Here is a 22,654-nt window from a genome sequence, read left to right as displayed (position 1 = left end):
GCCCGATCCCCTCCTTGCCGTGGCGGGCGGAGGGAGACGGGGCGCTGTAAGCCGGGTTCTGGTCTCCCGTCCCGGGGTTTCCGGGCCGGAAGCGGCGGTCATCAATCTGGGCGACGGCTTGCGCCGGCGCTCGAACGGCCTACCCATGGCGCGCCCCCTCCCTGTGCGGGAAGGCTTCCGGCGGGCCACCGTCGATCGCCAGGATGGCGCGCGTCTATTCGGCCTTTCTCCGGGTGGGGTTTTCCGTGTCCTCCTCGGCGGCCTTCCGGCCGCTGGGGAGGATCCGCCGCGGCGCCGCGGCCGAAACCGGACGCGACGGCGGACCCCCGGCGTCGCCGCCGGGGCGGCGGGCTCTTACCCCGCCTTTTCACCCTTGCCTGATTCCTCTCGAACGCCCTTCGGCGTGCGGGAAGACCATCGGCGGTATCTTCTCTGTGGCACTCTCCATCGGCCCCTGGCGGGGCCGTGTCGCCGTTAGCGACCACCCTGCCCTCGGGAGCCCGGACTTTGCCTCGGCCGCCTCTCGGCGACCGCGACCGCCCGCGCCCCGTCTCCTTCCGCCCGAATTTCAGAGAACCGACCGACATTATAGGGTACGGCGGAGAACGAAGCAACCCGGTTCACGGACCGGCGAATCGCTTCCGGAATTCCTCAAGCGCCGCCGGATCCACCTCCGGAGAGCCGGCCGCCGCGCGGCAGAGCTCGTCCGGCCGCGCCGCCGCTTCTTCCGCCACCCACCGCGCCGCACGGATGAAGTACCCGGACTTCTCGCGAACCTTGTCCTCGACGAGTCCCCGCAGCCCCTTGGCCAGGCCCGAATAAAACGGCGTCTCCACCCGCACGTAGACGACCGCGTCGGTCCAGACCTCCTCTCCTTGCGGAATCGTCCTCATCACCACCACGGTACTCCCCCGCAAGGCCGGCAGAATCCCCATCGGGAAAACCCCCTCCGACACGTACAGCCGCCGCGACGGTTCCCGCCAGACCAGCTCGAATCTCAGGCTCATCCCGTCCGCGTCCAGAACGTGGAAGACGTTTCGCTCCGGTCGCTCGGGATCCCGGAAGATTTTCCAGTCCCCCCGCCCGAGCGCCCGCACGACGCCGCCGGTGAAGGGCATCTCGTCCAACAGGAAGTCATAAATTTCCGGCCGGCTCTTCACCCGGCCTCCTTCCAGGGACACCACCGCCGCGACATCGGACAGAACCGCTTCGACCTTGGCCCGATGCGCCTCGGAAAGCCTCTCGAGAGGAAAGGAATGCGGATCAATGGGGATCGCCGAGCACCCGCCCGCCGCCGCGATCAGGACCGCGAACGCGCATCGCGCGATTCGTCGAAGAGCGCTCCGGCGACACCCCAGGCGCACGTTCATCAAGCCACATTGTAGTTCCGCAAGAGAACGGCGTACAGCCGAGCCGCCGCCCGATCTGCGGACCGGGCGTAATACTACTGAGACCTCCGTCCGGACGACCGGCGCCGGCGGCAGGGGCGAGCAAAGACAAGGAGACGGCCGACGATGATCCTCCTCTGGACGATTTTCCTGGCGGTCGCTCCTTCGCCCTCACGCGCGGGCGACGGGCCGGCGGGCGGATCCCCGGAGCCCTCATCCCGGGCCGACGACTGGCCCCAGCTCAAGTTCGACGCGCGGCGCTCCGGAAACGCGCCCGACCGGGAGGTCCGACCCCCGCTCGGCCTCGTGGGCGCGGTGCCTCTCACCGACGCGATCCAGACCTCGCCCGTGGTCGCCGACGGCCGCGTCCATGTCGTCGACGGCTCGGGCGTCGCCTTCGCCCTCGACGCGCGCACGCTCGAGGTCGTCTGGAAAACTCCCACCCGCGGAGGCGCGGGGAACGTCAACAACGTCTCGTCCCCCGCTGTGATCGGCCCGTACCTTCACTTCGGAACCTCCGCCGGGTACTACTACGTTCTCGACCGCGCCACCGGCCGCATCGTGCGGGAAATCGATTGCGGGGATGCGATCTTTTCGAGTCCCGCCGTCGGCAACGGGCGTGCGTACTTCGTCACCCTGGGTTCCACGGTTTACGCGGTCGAGCCGGACGGTACCCTCGCCTGGACGTGGGACTTCGTGCGCGAGGTCCTCCGATTCGAGGGCGACCGCTGGAGCGGAGCCGACTGGCTCAAGCACAAGCAGGGCCGCGTCACGTGGAGGGAGCACTTCGTGACCTCACGGGACCTGTCGCTCTACGGCCGCACGGTCCTCATCCCGGCGGGCGGCCGGACGGTCTTTTTGGAAGATGCCGGAGGCCGGGCGGAGCTCCGCAGGATCGGAGAGATCCCCGCCTACGACGGACGCGAGTATCCCGCCTGCTTCGGGCAGAGCGTGGGCGAGGAGGGCGAGGTCTACGTGCAGTGGCATCGCCGCGACAACGCCGGTCGCGTCGAGATCCTCCGGCCGAAAGGCGGCGCGATCGAAACCGACTTCGTCAAAGGCACTCAGACGGCGATTCACCTTCCGGGGCTTCTGAGCTTCGCGTCGGTCAGCATCCGCGGCAAGGACGTCTACCGGTGCCGGCCGGAGGAAGGCTTCGGGCTCGCGCGGCACGCCGCCGGCCGCGAAGATCCCGAAGTTCTGGCCCCAACCGGAGCGATCGCTTCTCCGATTCTCCTTCGCGACACGGCCGTCTACGGAGGACTCGACGGCGCCCTCTATGTCGTCCCCCTGGGCGGAGGCCCCGCGTGGTCGTTCCGGACGCCCTGGGGGGCGCCGATCACGGCTTCGCCGGCGGTTTCCGGCGGCCGCATCTATTTCGGAAGCGAAGACGGCTACCTGTACGTGCTGGGACCGGACGGGACGGCGCCGCCGCCGACCCGCGACCTCGAGGTGTGGAAAATCCGCCGGCCGCTGGCCGGTCCCTGGGCGGCCGCCCGCTACGACTGGTACACGAACTACGGCGACTTCGCCTGCACCAACGCCAACGCCCAGGGGCTCAAACTGCCCCTCAAGGTGCGATGGGTCCGGCGCGTCGAAGGGACCGTCAAGCACATCCCGGTCTGCGGCGGAGGACGGCTCTATACGCACACCGCCGAGGGACAGGTGATCGCCGTCGAGCAGGATACCGGACGTCTTCTCTGGAGACGCTGGTGGCCGGGGGTGTATCTTTCGTTCACCTCGCCGCTTTACCATCAGGAGCGGCTCTACGTGCCTCAGGCGGGCCTCCGGCGATCCTTCGTGCGGTGCCTCGACGCGGCGACCGGGAAGCTCCTCTGGGAAGCTCCTTTTACCGGCTCGCCGAGCTGGAGCCGGCAGTTCCCGCCGGTCCTGTACGGACGGCGGCGGGTCATTTACGCCTCCGGCTCCGGCACGTACGCGCCCCAGGGCTCGGAGAAGCCCTTCACCTTCAAGGCCGAACCGGAACACTTCCCCGGCGGAAAGGAGGTCATGAGCTGGATTTACTCCAACGACAACCCCTACTACCCGTCGGACAACCGGCCTCTGATCTGGGCGTGGGATCTCGAAACCGGACGCCTCGTGTGGCAGAAGGATTTTTCCGAGTACGGCCGGGGCGGAAACGACTGCGGCCTGGCCCTCATGGACGGCAGGCTCTATTACTCCACGTTCTTCGGGTACGCCGCGGAGCTGCGGCGCCGCCGCGGCCAGCCCGCCGAAGCGAACGGACTGACGGCATGCCTGGATCCCGAAACGGGCGACGTCCATTGGCTGACCACCCGGTACTACGTCACGTCCAAGTGCACGGTCAGCGCCCGGGATGGACGGATCTATCTGGGCGGCAACAACCGCCCGCACGAACGGACCGAGGATCGCTTCATCACGTGCCTCAACGCCGCCGACGGTTCGCTCGTCTGGCAATCCGAACCGGTGAAATCCGCCCTCAACGTCATCACCGTGGGCGAACGTTACATCTTCTCGATGGCGCTCCGGGGCAACGGTCACATCCTCGACCGCCACACGGGCAAAATCCTCAGCACGATCACCCACAACTACGCCTGCTGCCGGTTCACGATGTCGGAGCCGTACCTCCTCGGAGCCAACGTGGACATCGTGGATCTGTCCGACGGCAACAGGCTCGTCTCCACGGGGCCGGCCGTGGATTCGCGCGAGTGCCTGGGGGCGGTCGTCTCGAACGGCCGCGTCTTCTACACGTCCCAGGCGAGCGGGTTTCAGCTTTCTCTGGTCGGAGCGGACGAGGCCCGCGAGCTGGGCCCCCCCTGGGAACGCCGGTGACGGCCGTTCCGGAAAAGGACCGCGTGGCTCAGAGCACCGGGAGGGGCCGCGGCCGTCCGCGGGGAAAGGCCCGGTCGATCTTCGCCGCGTCCTCGGGACCCAGCTTCACCGCCGCGGCGCCGGCGTTCTCCTCGAGATGCTCCGGTCGCGACGCCTTGGGAATGACGAACACGCGCGGATTCCGCAGCAGAAACGCCAGCGCGACCTGGCGCGGCGTGGCGCCGAGGGCACGGGCCACCTCCTCCAGGGCGCGCCCCCCCTCCGAGCGGGGATCCGGGAACGCCCCCTGGCCGTACGGGCTGTAGGCGACCAGCGCCATCCCCAGCGCCGCGCACCGAGGAAGCACCCGGTGCTCGATCGCCCGCTCGCCCAGATGGTAGAGAACCTGGTTGCAGGCGATGCGACCGGGGCCGGCGATGCGGACGGCCTCGTCGAGTTCGTCCGCGTCGAAGTTGCTCACGCCGTAAGCGAGGATCTTGCCTTCCCGCTTCAGACGCTCGAAGGCGCGGACGGTCTCCTCGAAAGGATGCCGTCCCGGCCAGTGGAGCAGGTAGAGATCCAGGCGGTCCGTCCCGAGCCGCGCCAGGCTCCGCTCGCAGGCCCGAAGCGTTCCCTCGTAGGAGGCGTTCGAGGGAAGGACCTTCGAAACCAGGAAGACCTCGTCGCGCCGTCCCCGGATCGCCCGGCCCACGATCTCTTCGACCCGCCCGTCGCCGTACATTTCGGCCGTGTCGATGTGCGTCATCCCCAGGTCCAGACCGCGGCGCAGCGCCGCCACGGCGGATGCCGGCGCGAGCTCCATCCTCCAGGTTCCCTGGCCCACGACGGGCACGTCCCGACCGGTGGGACCGAACGGGCGCAGATCCATCATCTCCCTCCAGCGTAGCCGAACCGCCGTCCGGCGTCACGTGCCCATTGACGCCGCGCGAAGGCGTCGGATAATCCGTTCCACGGTGGCCCATCTGACGTGCGTGTCCTGCGGCCAACCCTGCGATCTCCCGCCGGCCGGGAGCCCTCCGCCGCGGCGCTGCGCGGCCTGCGGGGGACTTCTCGTCGTGGCGGCGGATTCCTCGCGGCCCGCGCCGCCGCCTCCGGCGGACGAGAAGCTTCCGCCGCTGGGCGTCTTCGGCAAGTATCGCCTCGACCGCATCGTGGGACGCGGCGGCATGGCCGTGGTCTACGACGCGCGGGATCTCACCCTGGACCGCCGCGTGGCCCTCAAGGTGCTGTTCAACCGCAAGACCGAGCGCCCCAGGCAGGCTCTGCAGGAATGGCAGCGCTTCGTGCAGGAGGCGCGGGTGGGGGCGAACCTCCCCAAGCATCCCGCCATCTGCACGCTCTACGAAGCCGGCGTCATCGAGGACCGCCGCTATCTGGCCATGGAGTTCGTCGAGGGGCGCCCGTTCGGGGACTGGCGGCACGCCGGCGCGCCCCTGCGCGAACAGGTGCGCGTCCTGCGGGACGTCGCCCTCGCCGTCCACTCGGCTCACGAGCAGGGGGTCCTCCACCGGGACCTCAAGCCCGCCAACATCCTCGTCGACTCCGCCGGGCGGCCCTTCATCACGGATTTCGGCCTGGCCAAGAACCTCGAGGCCAGCGGGGCCATCTCGCTGACGCCCTCGGGATTCGTCGTGGGATCCCCCGCCTACATGAGTCCGGAGCAGGCCCGCGGGCGGGACGATCTCGACCGCCGGACGGACGTCTACGCCCTGGGGGCGATCCTCTACGAGGTCCTCACCGGGCGGCCGCCGGTCGAGGGCAAGGGGCCCGTCGAAATGCTCTCGAAGGTGGTGGACGGGGCGATCGACCCGCCGTCGGAGCGGGCGCGCAAGCTGGGGCTTCCGCCGCCCGATCCCGGGCTCGAGGCGATCTGCCGGAAGGCCATGGCCCCGGATCCCGAAAAACGCTACGCGACGGCGGAGGCGATGGCGGCCGACTTGGGGCGCTGGCTCGGGGAATCTCCCTCCCCCTCGCGGAGGCGCGGAAGCCGGGCGGCCTGGGCGGCGGCCGCCGGAGCGCTGGCCCTCCTGGCCGCGCTCGTCCCGCTTCTTCCTTCCTCCTCGCCCCACGCGCGCCGGCACGCGCTCCTCGTGGTCGGCGCGTCCGCCCGCATGAACGCTCCCGATACGGCGATCCGCACGCGCCTCAACGGTCTCGGGTTCGCCGTCACGGTGGTCGATGCGGGCCTCCTGGTCCCCGCCGACGTCGAGGAGAAGGGGTTGATCGCGCTCGCCCCCTCGCTCCCGGGGAAGGACTTCGCGGAGGCGGAGCGGTTCGCCGCCCTTCCGGTTCCGATCCTGTGCGCCGGCCCCGATCTGTGGGACGCCCTCGGGATGACGCTTGGGGCGGCCGAGGCGGAGCGGAACGACGCCGAGCGTCCGACGGAGGTGGAGATCCGGACGCCCGGGGGACATCCGCTGGGGGCGGGTCTTTCCGGCCCCGTGCGATTCTTCCGGCGTCCCGTTGCCGTCCGGCGGGTCCGGCCTGCGGAAGGCGCTCTCGTTGTGGCCTCGGTTCCGGGCGATCCGACCCGGCCGCTCGTCTTCGCTTATCCGAAGGGAGCGGCCATGAGACGCCGGACGGCGCCCGCGCCGCGGGTGGGATTTCTTTTCCCCGAGGATCCCGAGGTTCCCCTCGACGAGGCCGGCTGGGCGCTCTTCGACGCGGCGGTGCGCTGGTGCCTGTCGCCGGAACCGTAGGACAAACCCTTTGTTTCAGGCTTCGGTCCCTATAGAATCCTCGCCGTTCCGGAGGAGAAACCCGTGAGCGAATTCCGCGTCGAAAAGGACACCATGGGCGAGGTCCGCGTCCCCGCGCGGGCCTACTGGGGCGCTCAGACGCAGCGGGCGGTCGAGAACTTCCCCGTCAGCGGCCGCCGGTTCGGACGATCGTTCATCCTGGCGATCGCTCACGTCAAGAGCGCCTGCGCGGAGGCGAACCTGGCCTTGAAACCCGGCCGGATGACTCCGGAGATCGCCCGGGCGATCCAGGACGCCTGCGCGGAGGTGGCCGCCGGACGCCACGACGACCAGTTCCCCGTGGACGTCTTCCAGACGGGCTCCGGGACCTCCTCGAACATGAACGCCAACGAGGTGATCGCCAACCTCGCCAACGAGAAGCTGGGCGGGGCGCGGGGCGCCTACCGGCCCGTGCATCCCAACGACCACGTCAACATGAGCCAGTCGTCCAACGACGTCATTCCCACCGTGGCGCATCTGGCGGCGCTTCTGGCCCTGCGGGACGAGCTCTATCCGGCGCTGGACCGCCTGCGGGAGGCGCTCGAGAAGAAGGCCCGGGACTTCGACGGGGTGGTCAAGCTCGGCCGCACGCACCTCATGGACGCGATGCCGGTGCGCCTCGGCCAGGAGTTCGGGGGGTACGCCGCGCAAATCGCCAAGAGCCGGGAGCAGATCGAGCGGGCCGCGCAGGGACTTCTCGAGCTGGCGATCGGAGGCACGGCGGTCGGAACGGGGATCAACGCCCACCGCGAGTTCGGCGGGCGCGTCGCGGCGATCCTGTCGAAGGCGCTGGGGCTCCCCGTCCGGGAGGCGCGCAATCACTTCGAAGCGCAGGGAGCGCGGGACGACCTCGTGATGGTGTCGGGTGCCCTGAAGGGCCTGGCCTGCGCGCTCATCAAGATCGCCAACGACGTGCGCTGGATGGGGTCGGGCCCGATCGGCGGCCTCGGGGAGCTTTTCCTTCCGGACCTCCAGCCGGGCTCCTCGATCATGCCCGGGAAGGTCAACCCGGTCATGAGCGAGATGCTCCTTCAGGTGGCCGCGCAGGCGATCGGCCACGATCTGGCGGTGACGCTGGGCGGACAGAGCGGGAACTTCGAGCTCAACGTCATGATTCCCGTCATGATCCATAACGTGCTCGAATCGATTTCGCTGCTGGCGGCGGGATGCCGGCTCTTCGCGGCCAAGTGCGTGGACGGCCTGCGGCCGAACGAGGAGCGGTGCGCCGAGCTGCTGGAGAAGAATCCCATTTCGGCGACGGTGCTCAATCCGCTCATCGGCTACGAGCGGGCGGCCAAACTCGTCAAGGAGGCGCTCGCCCGCCGCGCCAGCGTGAAGAAGCTGGCCGTGGAGCAGGGTCTGGTGCGGCCGGAGGAAGCCGACCGGATCTTCGACTTCCGGAAGATGACCGAGCCGGGGGAGACGGCCGGCGGAGGCGGAGGCGGCGGTTAGCCCGTCCCGCCTTCGGCCGCCTGGGCGGGCGCGCCGCGGAGCCGTGCGCGGAGGTAGTCCCGGTTCATGTGGGCGATGACCTCGAGGGGAATCTCCTTGGGGCAGACCTCGCTGCACTCGCCCGCGTTGGTGCAGTGGCCGAACCCCTCCGCGTCCATCGCCTCCACCATGCGGACCGCGCGGTCCCAGCGCTCCGGCTGCCCGTGCGGAAGCACCCCCAGATGCGTGATCTTGGCGCCCGCGAAGAGCATCGCCGCGGCGTTCGGACAGGCCGCCACGCAGGCGCCGCATCCGATGCAGGCCGCCGCGTTCATCGCGCGCTCCTGGACGGGTTTGGGAACCGGAATCGTGTTGGCCTCGGGGGCGCTCCCCGTGTTCACGCTGATGTAGCCGCCCGCCTGGAGGATCCGGTCGAAGGCGCTCCGGTCCACCACGAGGTCCTTGAGCACCGGAAACGCCGCCGCACGGAAAGGCTCGATCACGATCGTGTCGCCGTCCTTGAACGCCCGCATGTGCAGCTGGCAGGTTGTCGTGGCCTTCCAGGGACCGTGCGGCCGCCCGTTGATCACCACGCCGCACGTCCCGCAAATCCCTTCGCGGCAGTCGTGATCGAACGCCACGGGATCCTCTCCCTTCCGGATCAGATCCTCGTTGAGGACGTCCAGCATCTCCAGGAACGACATGTGCGGCGTGATGTCCCGCACCTCGTAGGTCACGAAGCGTCCCGCGTCCCGGCGGTCCTTCTGGCGCCAGATTCTGAGGGTGAGATTCATTACTTGTAGCTCCGCTGGGTGGGCTTGACGTACTCGAACGTCAGGGGCTCCACATGGCGCGCCGGCGGGCGGTCCGGTCCCCGATATTCCCAGGCGGCCACGTGGCAGAAACGCTCGTCGTCCCGGAGCGCCTCCCCCTCGGGCGTCTGGTGCTCTTCCCGGAAATGGCCCCCGCAGGATTCGTCCCGCTCCAGGGCGTCCAGGCACATGAGTTCCGCCAGCTCGAAGAAATCCGCCACGCGGCCGGCCTTCTCGAGCGCGGCGTTGAGTTCCTCGCCCCCGCCGACGACCTTGACGTCCCGCCAGAATTCCTCGCGCAGGGCCGGGATCCGGCGGAGCGCCTCCCGCAGGCCTTTCTCGTTGCGGCTCATGCCGCAATAGTCCCACACGATCTTCCCCAGCTCCCGGTGGAACGAATCCACCGTGCGGCGCCCCTGGATGGAAAGAAGTTTCCGCAGGCGCTCCCCCACCTCCCCTTCGACCCGCCGGAACTCGGCATGGTCCGGCCCGATCTTCTCGAGCTTCGTCTGCGCGAGATAATTCGCCAGCGTGGAGGGAACGATGAAATAGCCGTCCGCCAGCCCCTGCATGAGGGCGCTCGCCCCCAGACGGTTGGCCCCGTGATCGGAGAAGTTGGCCTCGCCGATGACGAAGAGGCCGGGAATCGTGCTCATGAGGTTGTAGTCCACCCACAGCCCGCCCATCGTGTAGTGGACCGCGGGATAGATCCGCATGGGGACCTTCATGGGATCTTCGTCGGTGATCCGCTGGTACATGTCGAGCAGGTTCCCGTACTTCTCCCGGATCGCCTGAGGCCCCAGGCGGCGGATCGCGTCGGCCAGATCCAGGTAGACGCCGAGTCCCCCCGGGCCGACGCCGCGCCCCTCGTCGCAGACCGCCTTGGCGGCCCGGGAGGCCACGTCCCGCGGAACGAGGTTCCCGAACGCCGGGTAGCGCCGCTCCAGGTAGTAGTCCCGCTCCTCCTCGGGAATCTGGTGCGGCGGGCGGGTGTCTCCCTTCTTCTTCGGCACCCAGATGCGCCCGTCGTTGCGGAGCGACTCGCTCATGAGGGTGAGCTTCGACTGATAGTCGCCCGTGACCGGAATGCAGGTCGGGTGGATCTGCGTGAAGCAGGGATTCGCGAAGAGCGCGCCGCGCTTGTACGCGCGCCAGATGGCGGTGGCGTTGGACCCTTTGGCGTTGGTCGAAAGATAGTAGACGTTTCCGTAGCCGCCCGTGGCCAGAACGACCGCGTCGCCCGCGTGGGACTCGACCCTTCCCGTCACGAGATCGCGCGTCACGATGCCCCGCGCCCGGCCGTCCACGACGACGAGATCCAGCATCTCGGTCCGGGAATGCATCCGCACCGTGCCGCGGTCCACCTGTCGAAGGAGCGCCTGATACGCCCCGAGCAGAAGCTGCTGGCCCGTCTGCCCCCGCGCGTAGAACGTCCGGGCCACCTGAGTTCCGCCGAAGGAGCGGTTGACGAGATAACCGCCGTACTCCCGCGCGAAGGGCACCCCCTGGGCCACGCAGTGATCGATGATCTGAACGCTGATCTGGGCGAGGCGATAGACGTTGCGCTCCCGCGCGCGGAAATCCCCGCCCTTGATCGTGTCGTAGAAGAGCCGGTAGACGCTGTCGCCGTCGTTGGAATAATTCTTCGCCGCGTTGATGCCGCCCTGGGCGGCGATCGAGTGAGCGCGCCGGGGGCTGTCCTGGATGCAGAAGCACCGCACCTGATAGCCGAGCTCCCCGAGCGTGGCCGCCGCCGACGCCCCCGCCAGGCCCGACCCGACCACCAGCACGGTGTACTTGCGGCGGTTGGCGGGGTTGACGAGCTTCATGTCGAAGCGATGGCGGTCCCACGCCGTCTCGATCGGCCCCGAGGGAGCGTTGGCGCGAAGTTCCATGGCCGCCTCAGCGCACCCACCCGGCCAGGACGGAAACCGGCACCGCGATGAAGCCGCCGGCCACAAGAACCGCGAAGACGATCGCCGCCGCCCTCAGCGGCCGGTCCCACGCGGGCCGGTTGATCCCCACCGTCTGAAGCATGCTCCACACCCCGTGCGACAGATGCAGCGCCAGGGACAGCATCGCTCCGATGTAGGCCAGGGACACCGGCCAGCGCCGGAAACCGCTGACGAGGTTGTGATACACGTCGTCGCGGAAGTCGGGGTGCACCGTGCCGGTCGTCAGGTGCAGAATATGGTAGATGACGAAGAACGCCAGGATCGGGCCGCTCCAGAACATCGTGCGGGAGGCGTAGCTGGAACCCGGCCAGCGCTTGACCGCATAGCCGACGGGGCGCGCGTCGGACTTGAGCCGGGCCAGCCGGATCGAGGCGCCGATGTGCACGGCGAAGGAGACCAGCAGCAGCGCCCGGGTCCCCCAGAGCAGCAGCGGACTCTCGTGGAGGAACTTCGAATACGCGTTGATGCGCTCCCGTCCGGCGAAGATGAGCATGTTGCCGGCCACGTGACCGATCGTGTAGCCGAAAAGGATCACGCCCGTGACGGCCATCAGGACCTTCATCCCGATGGTGGAGCGGAGAAACCGGCCCATCCAGGAACCGTGCATGGCGCGGGAGCCGAGGGAGGTCCCCGGCGCTGAGAGAGATAGCATATCAGAGCCCGTAGACCAAGGAATAAACGATGATCCGGGAAGCGGCCATGGCCAGGGGAGAATCGTCGGTGGAGGAGGACGCGGTGGCCAGCCCCTGACCGGCGCGGCCGGTGGCGGCGTCCACGTTGAGCGCCGCGGTGATCGCGTGGACCTCTTCCGGCGCGCGGAAGAGCGTCTGGTCGAAGACCGCCCCGTAATAGGACGCCAGGTGCTCGGCCAGCTTCTGCATCCGCGCCGCCCCGGAAAGGGTGCCCAGCGTCTGAAGCCAGGCATACTCGAACCGGGTGCCCGCGATCTCGAGAATCGTGTGCGGATCTTCGGAATACAGGTGAATGAACGGCTCCTGCACCTGACTGCGGCTGGTCGTCGTCACGGCCATCTTGGACCGGCCTCCGTCGCGGTGCATCGTCGTCTGCGTGTAGTACCCCAGGACCACGGCGCGGACCAGCCCCTTGGGCTGCGGCAGCTCGAACGTGCGGGCCGTCACCTCCCCCGGCGCCGGCGCCGTCTCGATCGTGAAGACGAGCCCGGAAGGATCCTCGACCGCCTTGAGCGCCTTGAACACCTTGGGCAGCCGCGAAAAACGCGCCTTGTCCACGACGAACGCGGCGATGCCCGCCTGCCGGAGGGCCAGGGCCTGCATCTCGGCGTCCTCCTGCCTGGCGAAGGCCGCCACCTTCCGCGGGCCGGGAGCCCCCAGCATGATCTTCGCGTCGTAGAGGGACACCTTGAGCGCGTCCGCCAGGGCGCGGATCTTGGCGTCGTCCCGCTTGATCCCGCCGGGGATGAAGACGAACCAGCCGGGGCCGATCATGAGCCGTTCCCCCCCAAGTACCGGAGCGCCAGTCGAACCCAGATCTCGACTCCGGCGGCCAGGGCCGCCTCGTCGAAATCGAAACGCGCGGAGTGGTGCGGATGGCGGAGTCCGCGACGCGGGTTGGCGGAACCCAGGAAAAAATAGCAGCCCGGCACCTCGCGCAGGACCAGGGACATGTCCTCCGCCCCCATCGTGGGCCGGCACTCGAACGCCCCGCCCGGACCCAGAACCTCGCGGGCCGCTTCTCGCACGCGGCGCGTCATCTCCGGGTCGTTCACCGTGGCGGGATAGCCCGGGCGGTACGTGTACCGGAGCCCCGCCCCCATCGCCGCCGCCGCGCGCCGCGCCACCCGCGGGACCTCCCGCGCCAACAGGCGCCGCACGGACTCCTCGAAGGAACGCAGCGTCCCCGTCAGCCGCACCGAATCGGGGATGATGTTGTGCCGCGTCCCGCCGTGAATCTCTCCGAAGGTGACCACCGCGCTCGAGACGGGATCCACCCGGCGGCTCACAATCGTCTGGCAGGCCGCCACCACCTGCGCCGCCGCCACCACGGGATCCACCGTCTGATGCGGCGCCGCTCCGTGGCCCCCCCGCCCTTCCACCACCATCTCGAACTCGTCGGCCGCCGCGAACACCGGTCCCGGGCGAATCCCCGCCTTGCCCACCGGAATCTCGTTCCAGAGATGAAGCGCAAACGCCGCCTCCACCTTGGGACGGCGGAGCACCCCCGCCTCAAGCATCGGCCCCGCGCCCCCCGGCCCCTCCTCGGCCGGCTGGAACATGAACTTCACGTTCCCCGCCAGGCGGTGGCGCAGGGACTGAAGCACCCGGGCCGCCCCCAGCGCGATCGCCACGTGGCCGTCGTGTCCGCACGCGTGCATGAGACCCGGGACCCGGGACGCGTAGGGAACCCGGTTTTCCTCCTGCACGGGAAGAGCGTCCATGTCCGCCCGAATGAGGATCGTGGGGCCCGGCCGCGCGCCGCGGACGAGGGCCACCGTCCCCGTTCCGCAGACCGCCCGGTGCTCCACCCCGAACGCCCGGAGCCTCGACCGGATGAGGGCCGCCGTGCGCTCTTCCCGGAAGCCCAGTTCGGGATGCCGATGAACCGCGCGCCGGAGAGACACGACCTCCGCCCGGGTCCGGACCACCTCCGGGGAGAGCTTCATGGCCCCGACACTATAGCCGCGCCGGAGGACCCGCGCAAGGCCGGGACACCCGAACCGCCCCTTGACGGCGCCGAAAGAGTTCGTCAAAATCCCAACAGAAAGTCCCGTTCCCAAGCTCCACGGGAGGGGTGCATGCGGATCGCGATGGCCGTCCCGGCCTTGCTCCTGGTCGCCTTCTCCCGCCCCCAGGACTCCGGGCGGGTTTACCAGGCGCCGGACCCGGAACCCACGCCGGAAGAAACGCTCGCTCTCGAGCACATGAACGCCATGCGGGCGAATCCCGCCCCCTTCGCCGAGCGCATCGCGGCGTACGCCAAGACGGATTCCACAGGTCAATGGAACCTCGTGGACTGGAAGATGTTCATGGACGAAATCCGCGCGCTCAAGCCCGCCCCGCCGCTGATCTTCAACCTCGATCTTCTCGACGCGGCCCGCAAGCACAGCCACTACATCACCGTCAACGACCAACTGGGCCATGATGAAACCCCCTCCAAGCCCGGATTCACGGGAGCCCGTCCCGCCGACCGGGTGGCCGCGGCCGGCTACGCGGGTCTTTACACCGCCGAGAATGCCGGCACCGGCCATCGGAACGGCTGGGACAGTCACTGTCGCTTCATCATCGACGCCGGGCCCGGCGGCACCGGCGGCATGCAGCCCGAACGGGGACACCGGCGCAACATGATGTCCCCCCGGCACCGCGAAATCGGTCTGGGCATGGTCCCCGACGGCCGCGGCACGTACACCACGACGCACGACTTCGGCCGCCGGGACCCGCGGATGGCCGGCGGCGTCTTCTTCGTGGACTGGAACGGCAACTCCTTCTACGACGTGGGCGAAGGGGTCGGCTCGGTCGCCGTCACCTCGAGCGACGGCGCCTCGACCCTGAGCTGGAAAAGCGGAGCCTACGCTCTCGACCTCAAGGGGACCGGGACGGTGACGCTCACGGCCCTCTTCGACGGCGAGCGGTTCGCCAGGACGTTCCCCGCCGGAACGGACAACATCAAGTTCGACTGGATCATCCCGGCCGAAGTCGTCCAGCGCCGGGCCGACCGGTACCTCCAGGCGCTCGAGAAGGCCGGGGATCCGGCGTCGGCGCCCTATCAGAAAGCGCTGGTCAGCCTCTACGTCCACACCCGCACGCTCTGCCTGGACCCCGAACGCCGCCGCCGGATCGCCGAACTGACGGCTCCGGTGGCCGCCGACCTCGAAGCCCGCCAGGCCGCGGTCCTCAAGGCCGTCCGGGACGACGCGCCGGACGCCCCGAAGATCCTGGAAGAGCAGCGCAAACCCTACAAGGGCACCGAGGCCGACCCCTGGTTCGAGGACGCGGAGACGGCGCTTCGGCTGAAGCGGGTCGCCCAGGCCTTCCTCCGCAAGCCCAAGCCCGCGCCGCAGGAGCGGCGCCAGCTCGCCGCCACGCTCGAGGACTCCGCGCGCCGGATGAAAACGGAAGCGTTTCGATCCGAAGTGGAAGCCCTGGCCGCGAAGATCCGCGGCGCTTCCGACGCCGCGCGCTGAGCCCGTTTGACACCCCCCGGCGGCGCCCCTATAATCGAATTCATGGCCGGCCATTCCCATTGGGCCTCCATCAAACACAAGAAGGGCGCCGCGGACGCCAAGAAGGGCAAGCTCTTTTCCAAGCTCGCCCGCGCCCTCCAGATCGCCGCCAAGGAAGGCGGCGGCAACCCCGACAGCAACCTCAAGCTCCAGTACGCGATCGAGGAGGCCCGCGCCGCCAACATGCCCCGCGAGAACATCGAGCGGGCGATCAAGCGCGGAACGGGAGAAATCGCCGGCGTCACCTACGAGTCGGTCACCTACGAGGGATACGGCCCCGGCGGAGTGGCCGTCATGGTCGAGTGCCTCACGGACAACAAGAACCGCACCGCTCATGAGATCCGCAAGATCTTCGAGAACAACGGAGGCAACCTCGGCGCCAGCGGCTGCGTCGCCTACCTCTTCCAGCGCAAAGGGGCCATCACGATCCCGCTCTCGGCCGCCGGTGAAGACCAGATGATGGCCGACGCCCTCGAGGCCGGCGCCGAGAACATGGAAGTCTCCGGAGACGCCTATCTCATCACGTGCGTCCCCCAGGACTTCGAGGCCGTCAAGAAGGCCCTCGGCGCCAAGTATCCCCTCCGCAGCAGCGAGCTGACGCTCCTGCCCAAGGACTACGTGAAGGTGGACGAGGAGACGGGCCGCAAGGTGCTCGCCCTCATGGACGCCCTCGACGACAGCGACGACGTCCAGAAGGTGCACACGAACTTCGAACTGCCCGAGACCCTCGTCAAGTCGTAGTGGTCAAGCTCGCCGTCACGCTCGGAGACCCCGCCGGCATCGGCCCCGAAGTCGTCGACAAGGCCCTCCGCGAACCGTACGACGCCGAGATCGTCACGGTCGGCCGCCGCTCGGGCGGCGCCCGCGAGGCGCTGGACGCCATCGACGAGGCGGCCGACCTGGCGCTCTCCGGCAAGGTGGACGGCATCGTCACCGCCCCCGTCTCCAAGGAGCGCATCGCCCGCCTGGGCGTTCCCTTCGTGGGGCACACCGAGTACCTCGCCGCCCGCGCGGGCGTCCGCCTCCCGGTCATGTGTTTCGTCTCGGACCGCTTCCGCGTGGCGCTCGTGACCACCCACGTCTCCCTCCGGAAGCTCCCGGGACTCCTCACGGCGGAACGGATCCTGGGCGTCCTGCGGGAAACCGACCGCGCCTTGCGCGAGTTCTTCGGCGTCGCCGAGCCGCGTCTGGCGGTCTGCGGACTCAATCCCCACGCCGGCGAGGGCGGCCAGTTCGGGCGCGAGGAGATCGAAGTGATCGCGCCGGCCCTCGACATCGCCCGCCGGGAGGGCCTCCGTGCCGAAGGCCCCTACGCCGCCGACACCGTCTGGAGACGCCCCGCCGACGCGATCGTGGCGATGTATCACGACCAGGGGCTCGGCCCCGTGAAGGCGCTCGACCCGAACGCGGTCAACGTGACGTTGGGGCTCCCCTTCGTCCGGACGTCTCCCGATCACGGCACCGCGTTCGACATCGCCGGGCGGGGCATCGCCGACCCGGCCCCCATGATCGCCGCGATCCGCCGGGCCGTCCAGATGTGCCGCGCCCGCCGCGGGCTCCTTTAATCCAGAAGCCCCAGGACGTGCTGCTCGGCGCACGCGCCGAGCGCGTCCAGCGCATAGCCCCCCTCGAGCGCCGACACGACCGGCGTCCCCAGTTCGCGGACCGCTTCGGTCATCCCCCGGTAGTCCTCGGGCTCCAGTCCCAGCCCCCCGATCGGATCCCCCGCGAAGGCGTCGAAACCGCAGGAGACGAGAACCCATTCCGGCCGGAACTCGCGGCCGACGCGGCGCACCTCCCGGACGAAGCGATCGAGGAACGTCCGCCGCGAGGTGCCGAATTCGAACGGAAGATTGACGATGTTCCCCGCCGCGCCCCGTTCGTCCTCCCTTCCGGTCCCGGGATAAAAGGGAAACCGGTGCGTCGAAAGATACACGACCGACGGATCCGCCCAGAATATCTCCTGCGTGCCGTTGCCGTGATGCACGTCCCAGTCCACGATGAAAACGCGCCGTCTCAGAAACCGCGCCGCGATCGCCACGTTGTTGAAGAGGCAGAACCCCATGGCGCGATCCGGCAGCGCATGGTGTCCCGGCGGACGCACCAGACAGAACGCCGTCCGGTCCCGCCCGTCCCGCACCGCCTCCACCGCGGCCAGAACCCCGCCCGCCGCCCGCACGGCCGCCGCGTACGAGCGCTCGTTGACGTACGTGTCCGGATCGAGCCATCCCCCGCCCCGCTCCGAGGCCCGGCGGATGAACTCGACGTACGCGCGATCGTGGACGAGCGTCAGCTCCTCCTCCCGGGCGTCGCGCGCGGCCAGGGCGTTCAGCCGCGCCAGCAGGCCCCGACCGCGGAAGTGCTCGAGAATCGCCTGAATCCGCTCCGGACGCTCCACATGGCCCGGCGCGCGATGCTCCAGGTAGAGGGGATCCGTCACCAGAAGCGTCACGCCCCGGAGTATAGCGGCGGCCTCCGCGCGGCAAAAGGGTTCTTCTTGAAGGCGTCTTCCGAGCCGCCCTATAATCCCGCGATACGGGGCGATCCTGAGGAGATTAGGGTATGGCCAGGCTGATCCGCTGTCCGCGCTGCCCGTCCCAGATCGACGTCACCCGCGTCGCCGGCGGCGCCTCCGTCCGCTGTCCCGACTGCGGCGCCTCCGTCCGCGTCCCCACGGGCCAGACGGGCCAGTACCCCAAGGTCGCCGCCGCCCCCTCCGCTCCGGCTCCGGCGCCGGCCGCCGCCGGCTCCTCCGGCCGAGGCAAGACCACGGCGCTTTACCGCAAGATGGCGACCGCCACGGCGCCCGGCGTTTCGGATCGTCCGACCGGACGCATCGCCAAAGAATCCCGTTCCGCCACCCGCATCCGGCGCCGCCCCGGATCCGGCGTGGCCCTGCTGGTCGGCTCGGTGGCGGGGTTCCTGGTCCTTGTGGTGCTCCTCATCGTCATGCTCAACAACCAGAGCGCCCGCCGCGAGGCCGAGGCCGCCGCGCGGAAGGCCCGCGAAGAGGAGCGTCGCAAGAAAGCCGAGGAACTCGCCCGCAAGGCGCGCGAGGAAGAAGCCGCGGCCGAAGCCGAGTATCAGCGGCAGCTCGCCGCCCGCAAGGACGCCTCCGCCAAGCCCGCCTCCCTCACCCGCAAAGGCGGCAGCTACCAGGCCCCGGCCACCTTCGAACCCGGAGCCCGAAAGTACGTCCCGGGGGCTCCGGCGGCCCTCGGAGGAGACGCGGAGCTGACCCGGGAATTCGAAAAGCTCGTCTCCGCGGACCGCATCGACGAGATCGTCAAGGACGATCCCCGCTGGCTGCCCTACGTCCTGGACGGCATGCTCAGCGACGACGAGAAGATCGCGCGGGGCGCGTTCCGTGCCATGCACGACATCTGCGTCAAGCACCGGATCGCGACCGAATCGGGCAAGAATCCGGTCAGTCTCGAATACGTCAACTCGGCCTACTACCGCGGCAACGAGTTCGCCTACTGGCTGGAATGGTACCAGCGCAACCGTCAGGAGATCGCCGAGCGGGGCGGCAAGGGCGGCGGAGCCGAGAACGCCCGCATCGTCGGCGAGGATCCCGCCCGCGCCGACTGGGCCAAGATCATGGAAATGCTCCGGCCCGGCGGAGGGTTCGACGACCCCAAGCGGCCCGAGGGTCTCGCCTTCGCCAAGGTCAAGGCCATGGGCCCGGCGGCCTATCCTTACCTCGTCCGGCACATCGACGACGCGGACATCATGATCGCCCGCGCGGCGGTGCGAGTCCTCAACGAGCTGACCGGCCAGAACCGCCCTCTTCCCAACGAAGCCACGAAGGCCCAGTCCAAACAGGAGTGGGAGGTCTGGCTCAAACGCGAGGAGCAGAAAGAAGGCAAGTGAGCGCCGCCCCCTCCCGCCCCCGCATCGTCGTCGCCCCGAACGCCTTCAAGGAAACCTTTTCGCCGCGACAGGCGGCCCGTCTCATCGCCCGCGGACTCCGCCGGGCCCTGCCCCGCGCGCGGCTGGAACTCGTGCCCGTCGCCGACGGCGGGGACGGAACGCTCGAGGCCCTCCGCGCGGCCCTCGGAGGGCGCCTCATCTCCGTGCGGGTCACCGGTCCCCTGGGCCGCCCCGTGCGCGCCTCGTATCTCCGGTCGGGCCGGACCGCCGTCATCGAGATGGCCCGCGCCAGCGGCCTCCGGCTCGTCCCCCCGGACCGGCGCGACCCGCTCGTGACGACGACCCGGGGAACCGGAGAGCTCATCGCCCACGCGTTCGCCCAAGGCGCCCGGCGCATCCTCGTGGGCGTGGGCGGCAGCGCCACCGTCGACGGAGGCGCGGGCGCCCTGGAGGTCCTCACGCCCGCGATCGTGCGCCGCGTGACGGTCCTCTGCGACGTCGAGAACCCCCTTCTGGGTCCCCGGGGAGCGGCGCCCGTCTTCGGGCCCCAGAAGGGCGCCACGCCGGAAAAGGTCCGGATCCTGGAGCGCCGCCTGCGCGACTGGGCCCGGGAGCTGCGTCGGCGAACCGGCGCCGACGTCTCCCGGATCCGGCACGGCGGCGCCGCCGGGGGGCTTTCGGCCGGCCTGGCGGCCTACGGCGCGCGCCTCGTTCCGGGCGCGGAGTTCATCCTGCGCCTGGCCGGATTCCCCCGCCCGTGCGACTTCGTCGTCACCGGCGAAGGATGCGTGGACCGCACGTCCCTGGGCGGAAAGGCGGTGGGAACCGTGATGCGCCTCTCTCCGGCGCCCGTGGTGCTCGTCTGCGGCCGCTGCGAGCTGCCGAACCGGACGGCGTTCGAAACGGGCGACCGGTCGGCGGAAGCGCTCGTGCGCGCCGCGGAACGCGCGGGACGCTGGATTAAAGCCCGGCTCGACGACGGCCGATAAGATCTTTCGGCGCGATCCGGAACCTCGAGATGAAGCCTCTGGACATCCTGCTTTTCTCCGTGGCGACGGGGCTTTCCCTTTTCACCGTGTACGCGTTCTGCGCGGGAGAATCGGAGGCCGTTCTCCCCGAGCCGCCGCCCCATGAGCCGCAGGCCCCCCGGAATCCCTCCTTCCGGTCGATCGTCCTGCACCATTCGGCCACCCATGGGGGCAGCGCCGCCGCGTTCGAACGCGACCACCGCCCCCGCCTGGGCGGACTGGCGTACCACTTCATCGTCGGCAACGGCTCGGGTTCCCCCGACGGCGGCATCGAGGCGGGATACCGCTGGAGGGACCAGATCCCCGGTCCCCACACGAAGAACTCCGAAGTCAACGCGCAGTCGATCGCCGTGTGCCTCGTGGGCGACCTCCGGAGCGCCCCGCCCACGGAAAAGCAGCTGGCCGCGCTTCTGGATCTCCTGGAACGGCTCTGCCGCGAGTACGGCATCCCGGCCGAGCGCGTCCGATCCCACCGGGAAGTGGACGCCGAAACCCTCTGCCCGGGCCGGGGGTTGCCGATGGACGAGCTCCGGGCGGTTCTGGGCCGCCGGCTCGGCCCGCGCGCGGAGTCGCCCGCCGCCGCGCGGTGACGGGCCGCCTCAGGGATGTTCCGAAACCATCCAGCGCCCGCCCACCTTCTGCCATCGCAGGAGCAGCTCGGTCTCCGGACGCACACCCTTCCGCGTCACCAGATCGCACACCACGCCGACGCTCCCCTGCGCCCCCGCCACCGCGATCGATGTGAAGCGCACCTTGGTGTACTGAGTGCCCTCCTCCACCTTGCGGCGGAGCGTTCGGCGGACGGCTTCCTCTTCGCCCCCCCGGGGGGCCACCTGGGCCAGAATCTGGTCGAGAGCGCCCCGGTTGAAGAGATCCAGATACTCGGCGCAGCGACGGCGGAGCTCCATCTCCTCCGGCCCCAGCCGCGTCAGGACGAACGACTTGAGCATCCCTTCGAGCGCAAGCAGCTCCCGCGTGACTTGCGCCAGGTCCCGCTCGTCCTCCGCGGATCGGGGCGATTTCGTCTGCAGAAGATCGCGCCGCCGCTCGAGATCCTCCTGATAAACCAGGAGAATGCTCCGGACGTCCTCGATTTCCCGCTCGAGCTGCCGCAGCGCCGCTTCCTTGCGCTTTTTCTCCTCGTCCGTCTCGGCCGGCCGGTCCACCCAGACGTTGAACATCTTCTCCTGCGCCTCGTGGAAGATCTGAAGGTGATACCGCCCCTCGTCCATCTTCCCCGCGGCGAAGAGCGCCAGCCCCAGGTAGCGGTGCACCTGGTAGAGCTGATGCGCCCCCCGCTCGACGACGAGCTTGAACTCCCGGATCGCCGCGTCCCGCTCGCGGCGCCGGTTCTCCTTGTCGTCCACCGGATAGGGGAAAGGAAACGGCGTCACCGCGCGCTGGTAGAAAAGCTGGCCCAGCCCGTAATGCGGCAGCATGTCGTCGGGTTGCCGCTCGATCGCCGTCCGGAAGAACCGCTCGGCCTCGACGTGGTTCTCGTTGGCCTCCTGGAACATCTTGCGCGCCTGGTCCACCTTGCCCTGCTCGACGAGCGCGTGGGCGGCCCGGAAGAGTTCGTTGCCGTATTCCCGGCTGGCGTTGGCCAGCCCCACGAGGGCGTCGTAATCGTTCGGGCAGTTCTCCAGCGCCCGGATGTAGAGCGTCTTGGCCTGGTCGAACTTCCCGTTCTGGTAATTGAAGTACGCCAGCTCGAACGCCAGCTCCGCCGCGCGATGATCCGGACAGGTGTGGCATCCCGAAACGGCCGCCGCCGCCACGGCGGCCAGGAGAACCGCGGCCCTAGACATGCGCCAGACTCCTCTTGATGACTTCCTCGACCGGAGCGCCCGCCCCCAGCTCCTTCTGCGCCCGCCGCACCGCCTCCTCGGCCTGCCGGCGGTCGTACCCCAGGGCTACGAGCGCCCCCACGGCATCCTTAGTTAGGGACGCGCCGTCGCCCTCCTTCCCTCCCGGCTCCGGCAACTTCCCGCGCAGCTCCACGACCAGACGGTTGGCGATCTTTTCCCCCACGCCGCGGATGTTCTTCAGGAAGGCCACGTCCCCTTCCTCGATCGCGCGCCGCAGATCCTCGGGCGTGCAGCTCGAAAGAATGCTCACCGCCTTCGAAGGCCCCAGCTGTTGAACCCCCTCGACGAGCCGGAGAAAAATCTCGCGCTCGGTTTCCGTGGCGAAGCCGTAAAGCCGGTGGCCGTCCTCGCTGACCCGCAGGTAGGTGAAAAGCCGGACCGTGCCCTCGCGGGGCAGGCGCTCGTAGGTCGAAAGAGGAATGTCCACGCGGTACCCGACGCCGTTCACATCCACCACCGCGTAGGAGGGCTTCCGGACGACCAGACGCCCCGTCAGGTACTCGTACACGGCGCGGGATTATAGCCGTCCTCCCGCCGGTTGTACAGGCG

19 protein-coding genes and 1 other RNA gene are annotated in these 22,654 nt (G+C 69.4%); 9 read left to right on the top strand and 11 right to left on the bottom strand.

The annotated features are described in order from the left end of the window. Positions 1-31: 31 nt before the first annotated feature. Both rnpB and VNO22_14360 read right to left on the bottom strand, forming a co-directional pair. Positions 32-552, bottom strand: an RNA gene (rnpB, locus tag VNO22_14365) — RNase P RNA component class A. 68 nt (positions 553-620) lie between these two features. Next, complete coding sequence (locus tag VNO22_14360) at positions 621-1,370, bottom strand: hypothetical protein (protein ID HXG62549.1); 750 nt, start codon at positions 1,368-1,370, stop codon at positions 621-623. A 144-nt stretch (positions 1,371-1,514) separates the two neighbouring features. On the opposite strand from VNO22_14360, the gene VNO22_14355 reads away from it, so the two are divergent. Next, complete coding sequence (locus VNO22_14355) at positions 1,515-4,202, top strand: PQQ-binding-like beta-propeller repeat protein (protein HXG62548.1); 2,688 nt, start codon at positions 1,515-1,517, stop codon at positions 4,200-4,202. Positions 4,203-4,230: 28 nt separating this feature from the next. Here VNO22_14355 and VNO22_14350 read toward each other — a convergent pair whose 3' ends face one another. Then, positions 4,231-5,070, bottom strand: a complete 840-nt coding sequence (locus tag VNO22_14350; protein HXG62547.1) for an aldo/keto reductase — start codon at positions 5,068-5,070, stop codon at positions 4,231-4,233. An 85-nt stretch (positions 5,071-5,155) separates the two neighbouring features. On the opposite strand from VNO22_14350, the gene VNO22_14345 reads away from it, so the two are divergent. Together VNO22_14345 and VNO22_14340 are read left to right on the top strand one after the other, a co-directional pair. Next, positions 5,156-6,901: a serine/threonine-protein kinase gene (locus VNO22_14345; GenBank protein HXG62546.1), complete on the top strand. Its 1,746-nt coding sequence runs from the start codon at positions 5,156-5,158 to the stop codon at positions 6,899-6,901. A gap of 63 nt (positions 6,902-6,964) precedes the next feature. Further along, positions 6,965-8,392: a class II fumarate hydratase gene (locus tag VNO22_14340; GenBank protein HXG62545.1), complete on the top strand. Its 1,428-nt coding sequence runs from the start codon at positions 6,965-6,967 to the stop codon at positions 8,390-8,392. On the opposite strand, the gene VNO22_14335 is transcribed toward VNO22_14340, so the two are convergent. The 5 genes from VNO22_14335 to VNO22_14315 are packed head-to-tail and all read right to left on the bottom strand — an operon-like array spanning position 8,389 to position 13,779. After that, complete coding sequence (locus tag VNO22_14335) at positions 8,389-9,165, bottom strand: succinate dehydrogenase/fumarate reductase iron-sulfur subunit (protein ID HXG62544.1); 777 nt, start codon at positions 9,163-9,165, stop codon at positions 8,389-8,391. The genes VNO22_14340 and VNO22_14335 overlap by 4 nt on opposite strands. Further along, a complete protein-coding gene (locus VNO22_14330) occupies positions 9,165-11,078 on the bottom strand; it encodes a fumarate reductase/succinate dehydrogenase flavoprotein subunit (GenBank protein ID HXG62543.1) in 1,914 nt (637 codons plus the stop codon). The genes VNO22_14335 and VNO22_14330 overlap by 1 nt, the downstream gene beginning before the upstream one ends. Positions 11,079-11,085: 7 nt before the next feature. After that, on the bottom strand, positions 11,086-11,745 hold the full coding sequence (locus VNO22_14325; protein ID HXG62542.1) for a succinate dehydrogenase cytochrome b subunit: 660 nt from the start codon (positions 11,743-11,745) through the stop codon (positions 11,086-11,088). 46 nt (positions 11,746-11,791) lie between these two features. Further along, a complete protein-coding gene (locus VNO22_14320) occupies positions 11,792-12,604 on the bottom strand; it encodes a hypothetical protein (GenBank protein HXG62541.1) in 813 nt (270 codons plus the stop codon). Continuing rightward, positions 12,601-13,779: an amidohydrolase gene (locus tag VNO22_14315; GenBank protein ID HXG62540.1), complete on the bottom strand. Its 1,179-nt coding sequence runs from the start codon at positions 13,777-13,779 to the stop codon at positions 12,601-12,603. The genes VNO22_14320 and VNO22_14315 overlap by 4 nt, the downstream gene beginning before the upstream one ends. Before the next feature lie 132 nt (positions 13,780-13,911). Between VNO22_14315 and VNO22_14310 the strand changes: the two genes are divergently transcribed. From VNO22_14310 to pdxA, 3 genes are read left to right on the top strand one after another with little or no spacing between them, the layout of a single operon-like run. Beyond that, complete coding sequence (locus VNO22_14310) at positions 13,912-15,297, top strand: CAP domain-containing protein (protein ID HXG62539.1); 1,386 nt, start codon at positions 13,912-13,914, stop codon at positions 15,295-15,297. Positions 15,298-15,339: 42 nt separating this feature from the next. Next, complete coding sequence (locus VNO22_14305; protein ID HXG62538.1) at positions 15,340-16,077, top strand: YebC/PmpR family DNA-binding transcriptional regulator; 738 nt, start codon at positions 15,340-15,342, stop codon at positions 16,075-16,077. Next, positions 16,077-16,901, top strand: a complete 825-nt coding sequence (pdxA, locus tag VNO22_14300) for a 4-hydroxythreonine-4-phosphate dehydrogenase PdxA (protein HXG62537.1) — start codon at positions 16,077-16,079, stop codon at positions 16,899-16,901. The genes VNO22_14305 and pdxA overlap by 1 nt, the downstream gene beginning before the upstream one ends. On the opposite strand, the gene VNO22_14295 is transcribed toward pdxA, so the two are convergent. Continuing rightward, on the bottom strand, positions 16,898-17,788 hold the full coding sequence (locus VNO22_14295) for a histone deacetylase (protein ID HXG62536.1): 891 nt from the start codon (positions 17,786-17,788) through the stop codon (positions 16,898-16,900). The two genes, pdxA and VNO22_14295, sit on opposite strands and share 4 nt — an antisense overlap. A 110-nt stretch (positions 17,789-17,898) precedes the next feature. On the opposite strand from VNO22_14295, the gene VNO22_14290 reads away from it, so the two are divergent. The 3 genes from VNO22_14290 to VNO22_14280 are packed head-to-tail and all read left to right on the top strand — an operon-like array spanning position 17,899 to position 20,827. Further along, positions 17,899-19,209, top strand: coding sequence for a hypothetical protein (locus VNO22_14290; protein ID HXG62535.1), 1,311 nt, complete (start codon positions 17,899-17,901; stop codon positions 19,207-19,209). Continuing rightward, complete coding sequence (locus VNO22_14285; protein ID HXG62534.1) at positions 19,206-20,198, top strand: glycerate kinase; 993 nt, start codon at positions 19,206-19,208, stop codon at positions 20,196-20,198. Before VNO22_14290 ends, VNO22_14285 begins: the two co-directional genes overlap by 4 nt. 29 nt (positions 20,199-20,227) lie before the next feature. Then, a complete protein-coding gene (locus tag VNO22_14280) occupies positions 20,228-20,827 on the top strand; it encodes a peptidoglycan recognition family protein (protein ID HXG62533.1) in 600 nt (199 codons plus the stop codon). A 9-nt stretch (positions 20,828-20,836) separates the two neighbouring features. On the opposite strand, the gene VNO22_14275 is transcribed toward VNO22_14280, so the two are convergent. Together VNO22_14275 and ruvA are read right to left on the bottom strand one after the other, a co-directional pair. Then, entirely contained in the window at positions 20,837-22,045 is a 1,209-nt protein-coding gene (locus VNO22_14275) for a tetratricopeptide repeat protein (GenBank protein ID HXG62532.1), read from the bottom strand. Continuing rightward, entirely contained in the window at positions 22,038-22,613 is a 576-nt protein-coding gene (gene ruvA / locus VNO22_14270; protein ID HXG62531.1) for a Holliday junction branch migration protein RuvA, read from the bottom strand. The genes VNO22_14275 and ruvA overlap by 8 nt, the downstream gene beginning before the upstream one ends. Positions 22,614-22,654: the final 41 nt, after the last annotated feature.

The organism is Planctomycetota bacterium (assembly GCA_035574235.1).
In the GTDB taxonomy this organism is placed as follows: Bacteria; Planctomycetota; MHYJ01; order MHYJ01; family JACPRB01; genus DATLZA01.
The sequence above is the reverse complement of the archived record's forward strand: the minus strand, read 5'-3'. Positions and strand labels throughout refer to the sequence as shown.

Bases quoted from the DNA above. Each gene is read 5' to 3' on its own strand.
- VNO22_14360 (HXG62549.1), bottom strand. From the start codon at position 1,370: ATGAACGTGCGCCTGGGGTGTCGCCGGAGCGCTCTTCGACGAATCGCG.
- VNO22_14355 (HXG62548.1), top strand. From the start codon at position 1,515: ATGATCCTCCTCTGGACGATTTTCCTGGCGGTCGCTCCTTCGCCCTCA.
- VNO22_14350 (HXG62547.1), bottom strand. From the start codon at position 5,070: ATGGATCTGCGCCCGTTCGGTCCCACCGGTCGGGACGTGCCCGTCGTG.
- VNO22_14335 (HXG62544.1), bottom strand. From the start codon at position 9,165: ATGAATCTCACCCTCAGAATCTGGCGCCAGAAGGACCGCCGGGACGCG.
- VNO22_14330 (HXG62543.1), bottom strand. From the start codon at position 11,078: ATGGAACTTCGCGCCAACGCTCCCTCGGGGCCGATCGAGACGGCGTGG.
- VNO22_14325 (HXG62542.1), bottom strand. From the start codon at position 11,745: ATGCACGGTTCCTGGATGGGCCGGTTTCTCCGCTCCACCATCGGGATG.
- VNO22_14320 (HXG62541.1), bottom strand. From the start codon at position 12,604: ATGATCGGCCCCGGCTGGTTCGTCTTCATCCCCGGCGGGATCAAGCGG.
- VNO22_14315 (HXG62540.1), bottom strand. From the start codon at position 13,779: ATGAAGCTCTCCCCGGAGGTGGTCCGGACCCGGGCGGAGGTCGTGTCT.
- VNO22_14310 (HXG62539.1), top strand. From the start codon at position 13,912: ATGCGGATCGCGATGGCCGTCCCGGCCTTGCTCCTGGTCGCCTTCTCC.
- VNO22_14305 (HXG62538.1), top strand. From the start codon at position 15,340: ATGGCCGGCCATTCCCATTGGGCCTCCATCAAACACAAGAAGGGCGCC.
- VNO22_14290 (HXG62535.1), top strand. From the start codon at position 17,899: ATGGCCAGGCTGATCCGCTGTCCGCGCTGCCCGTCCCAGATCGACGTC.
- VNO22_14280 (HXG62533.1), top strand. From the start codon at position 20,228: ATGAAGCCTCTGGACATCCTGCTTTTCTCCGTGGCGACGGGGCTTTCC.
- VNO22_14275 (HXG62532.1), bottom strand. From the start codon at position 22,045: ATGTCTAGGGCCGCGGTTCTCCTGGCCGCCGTGGCGGCGGCGGCCGTT.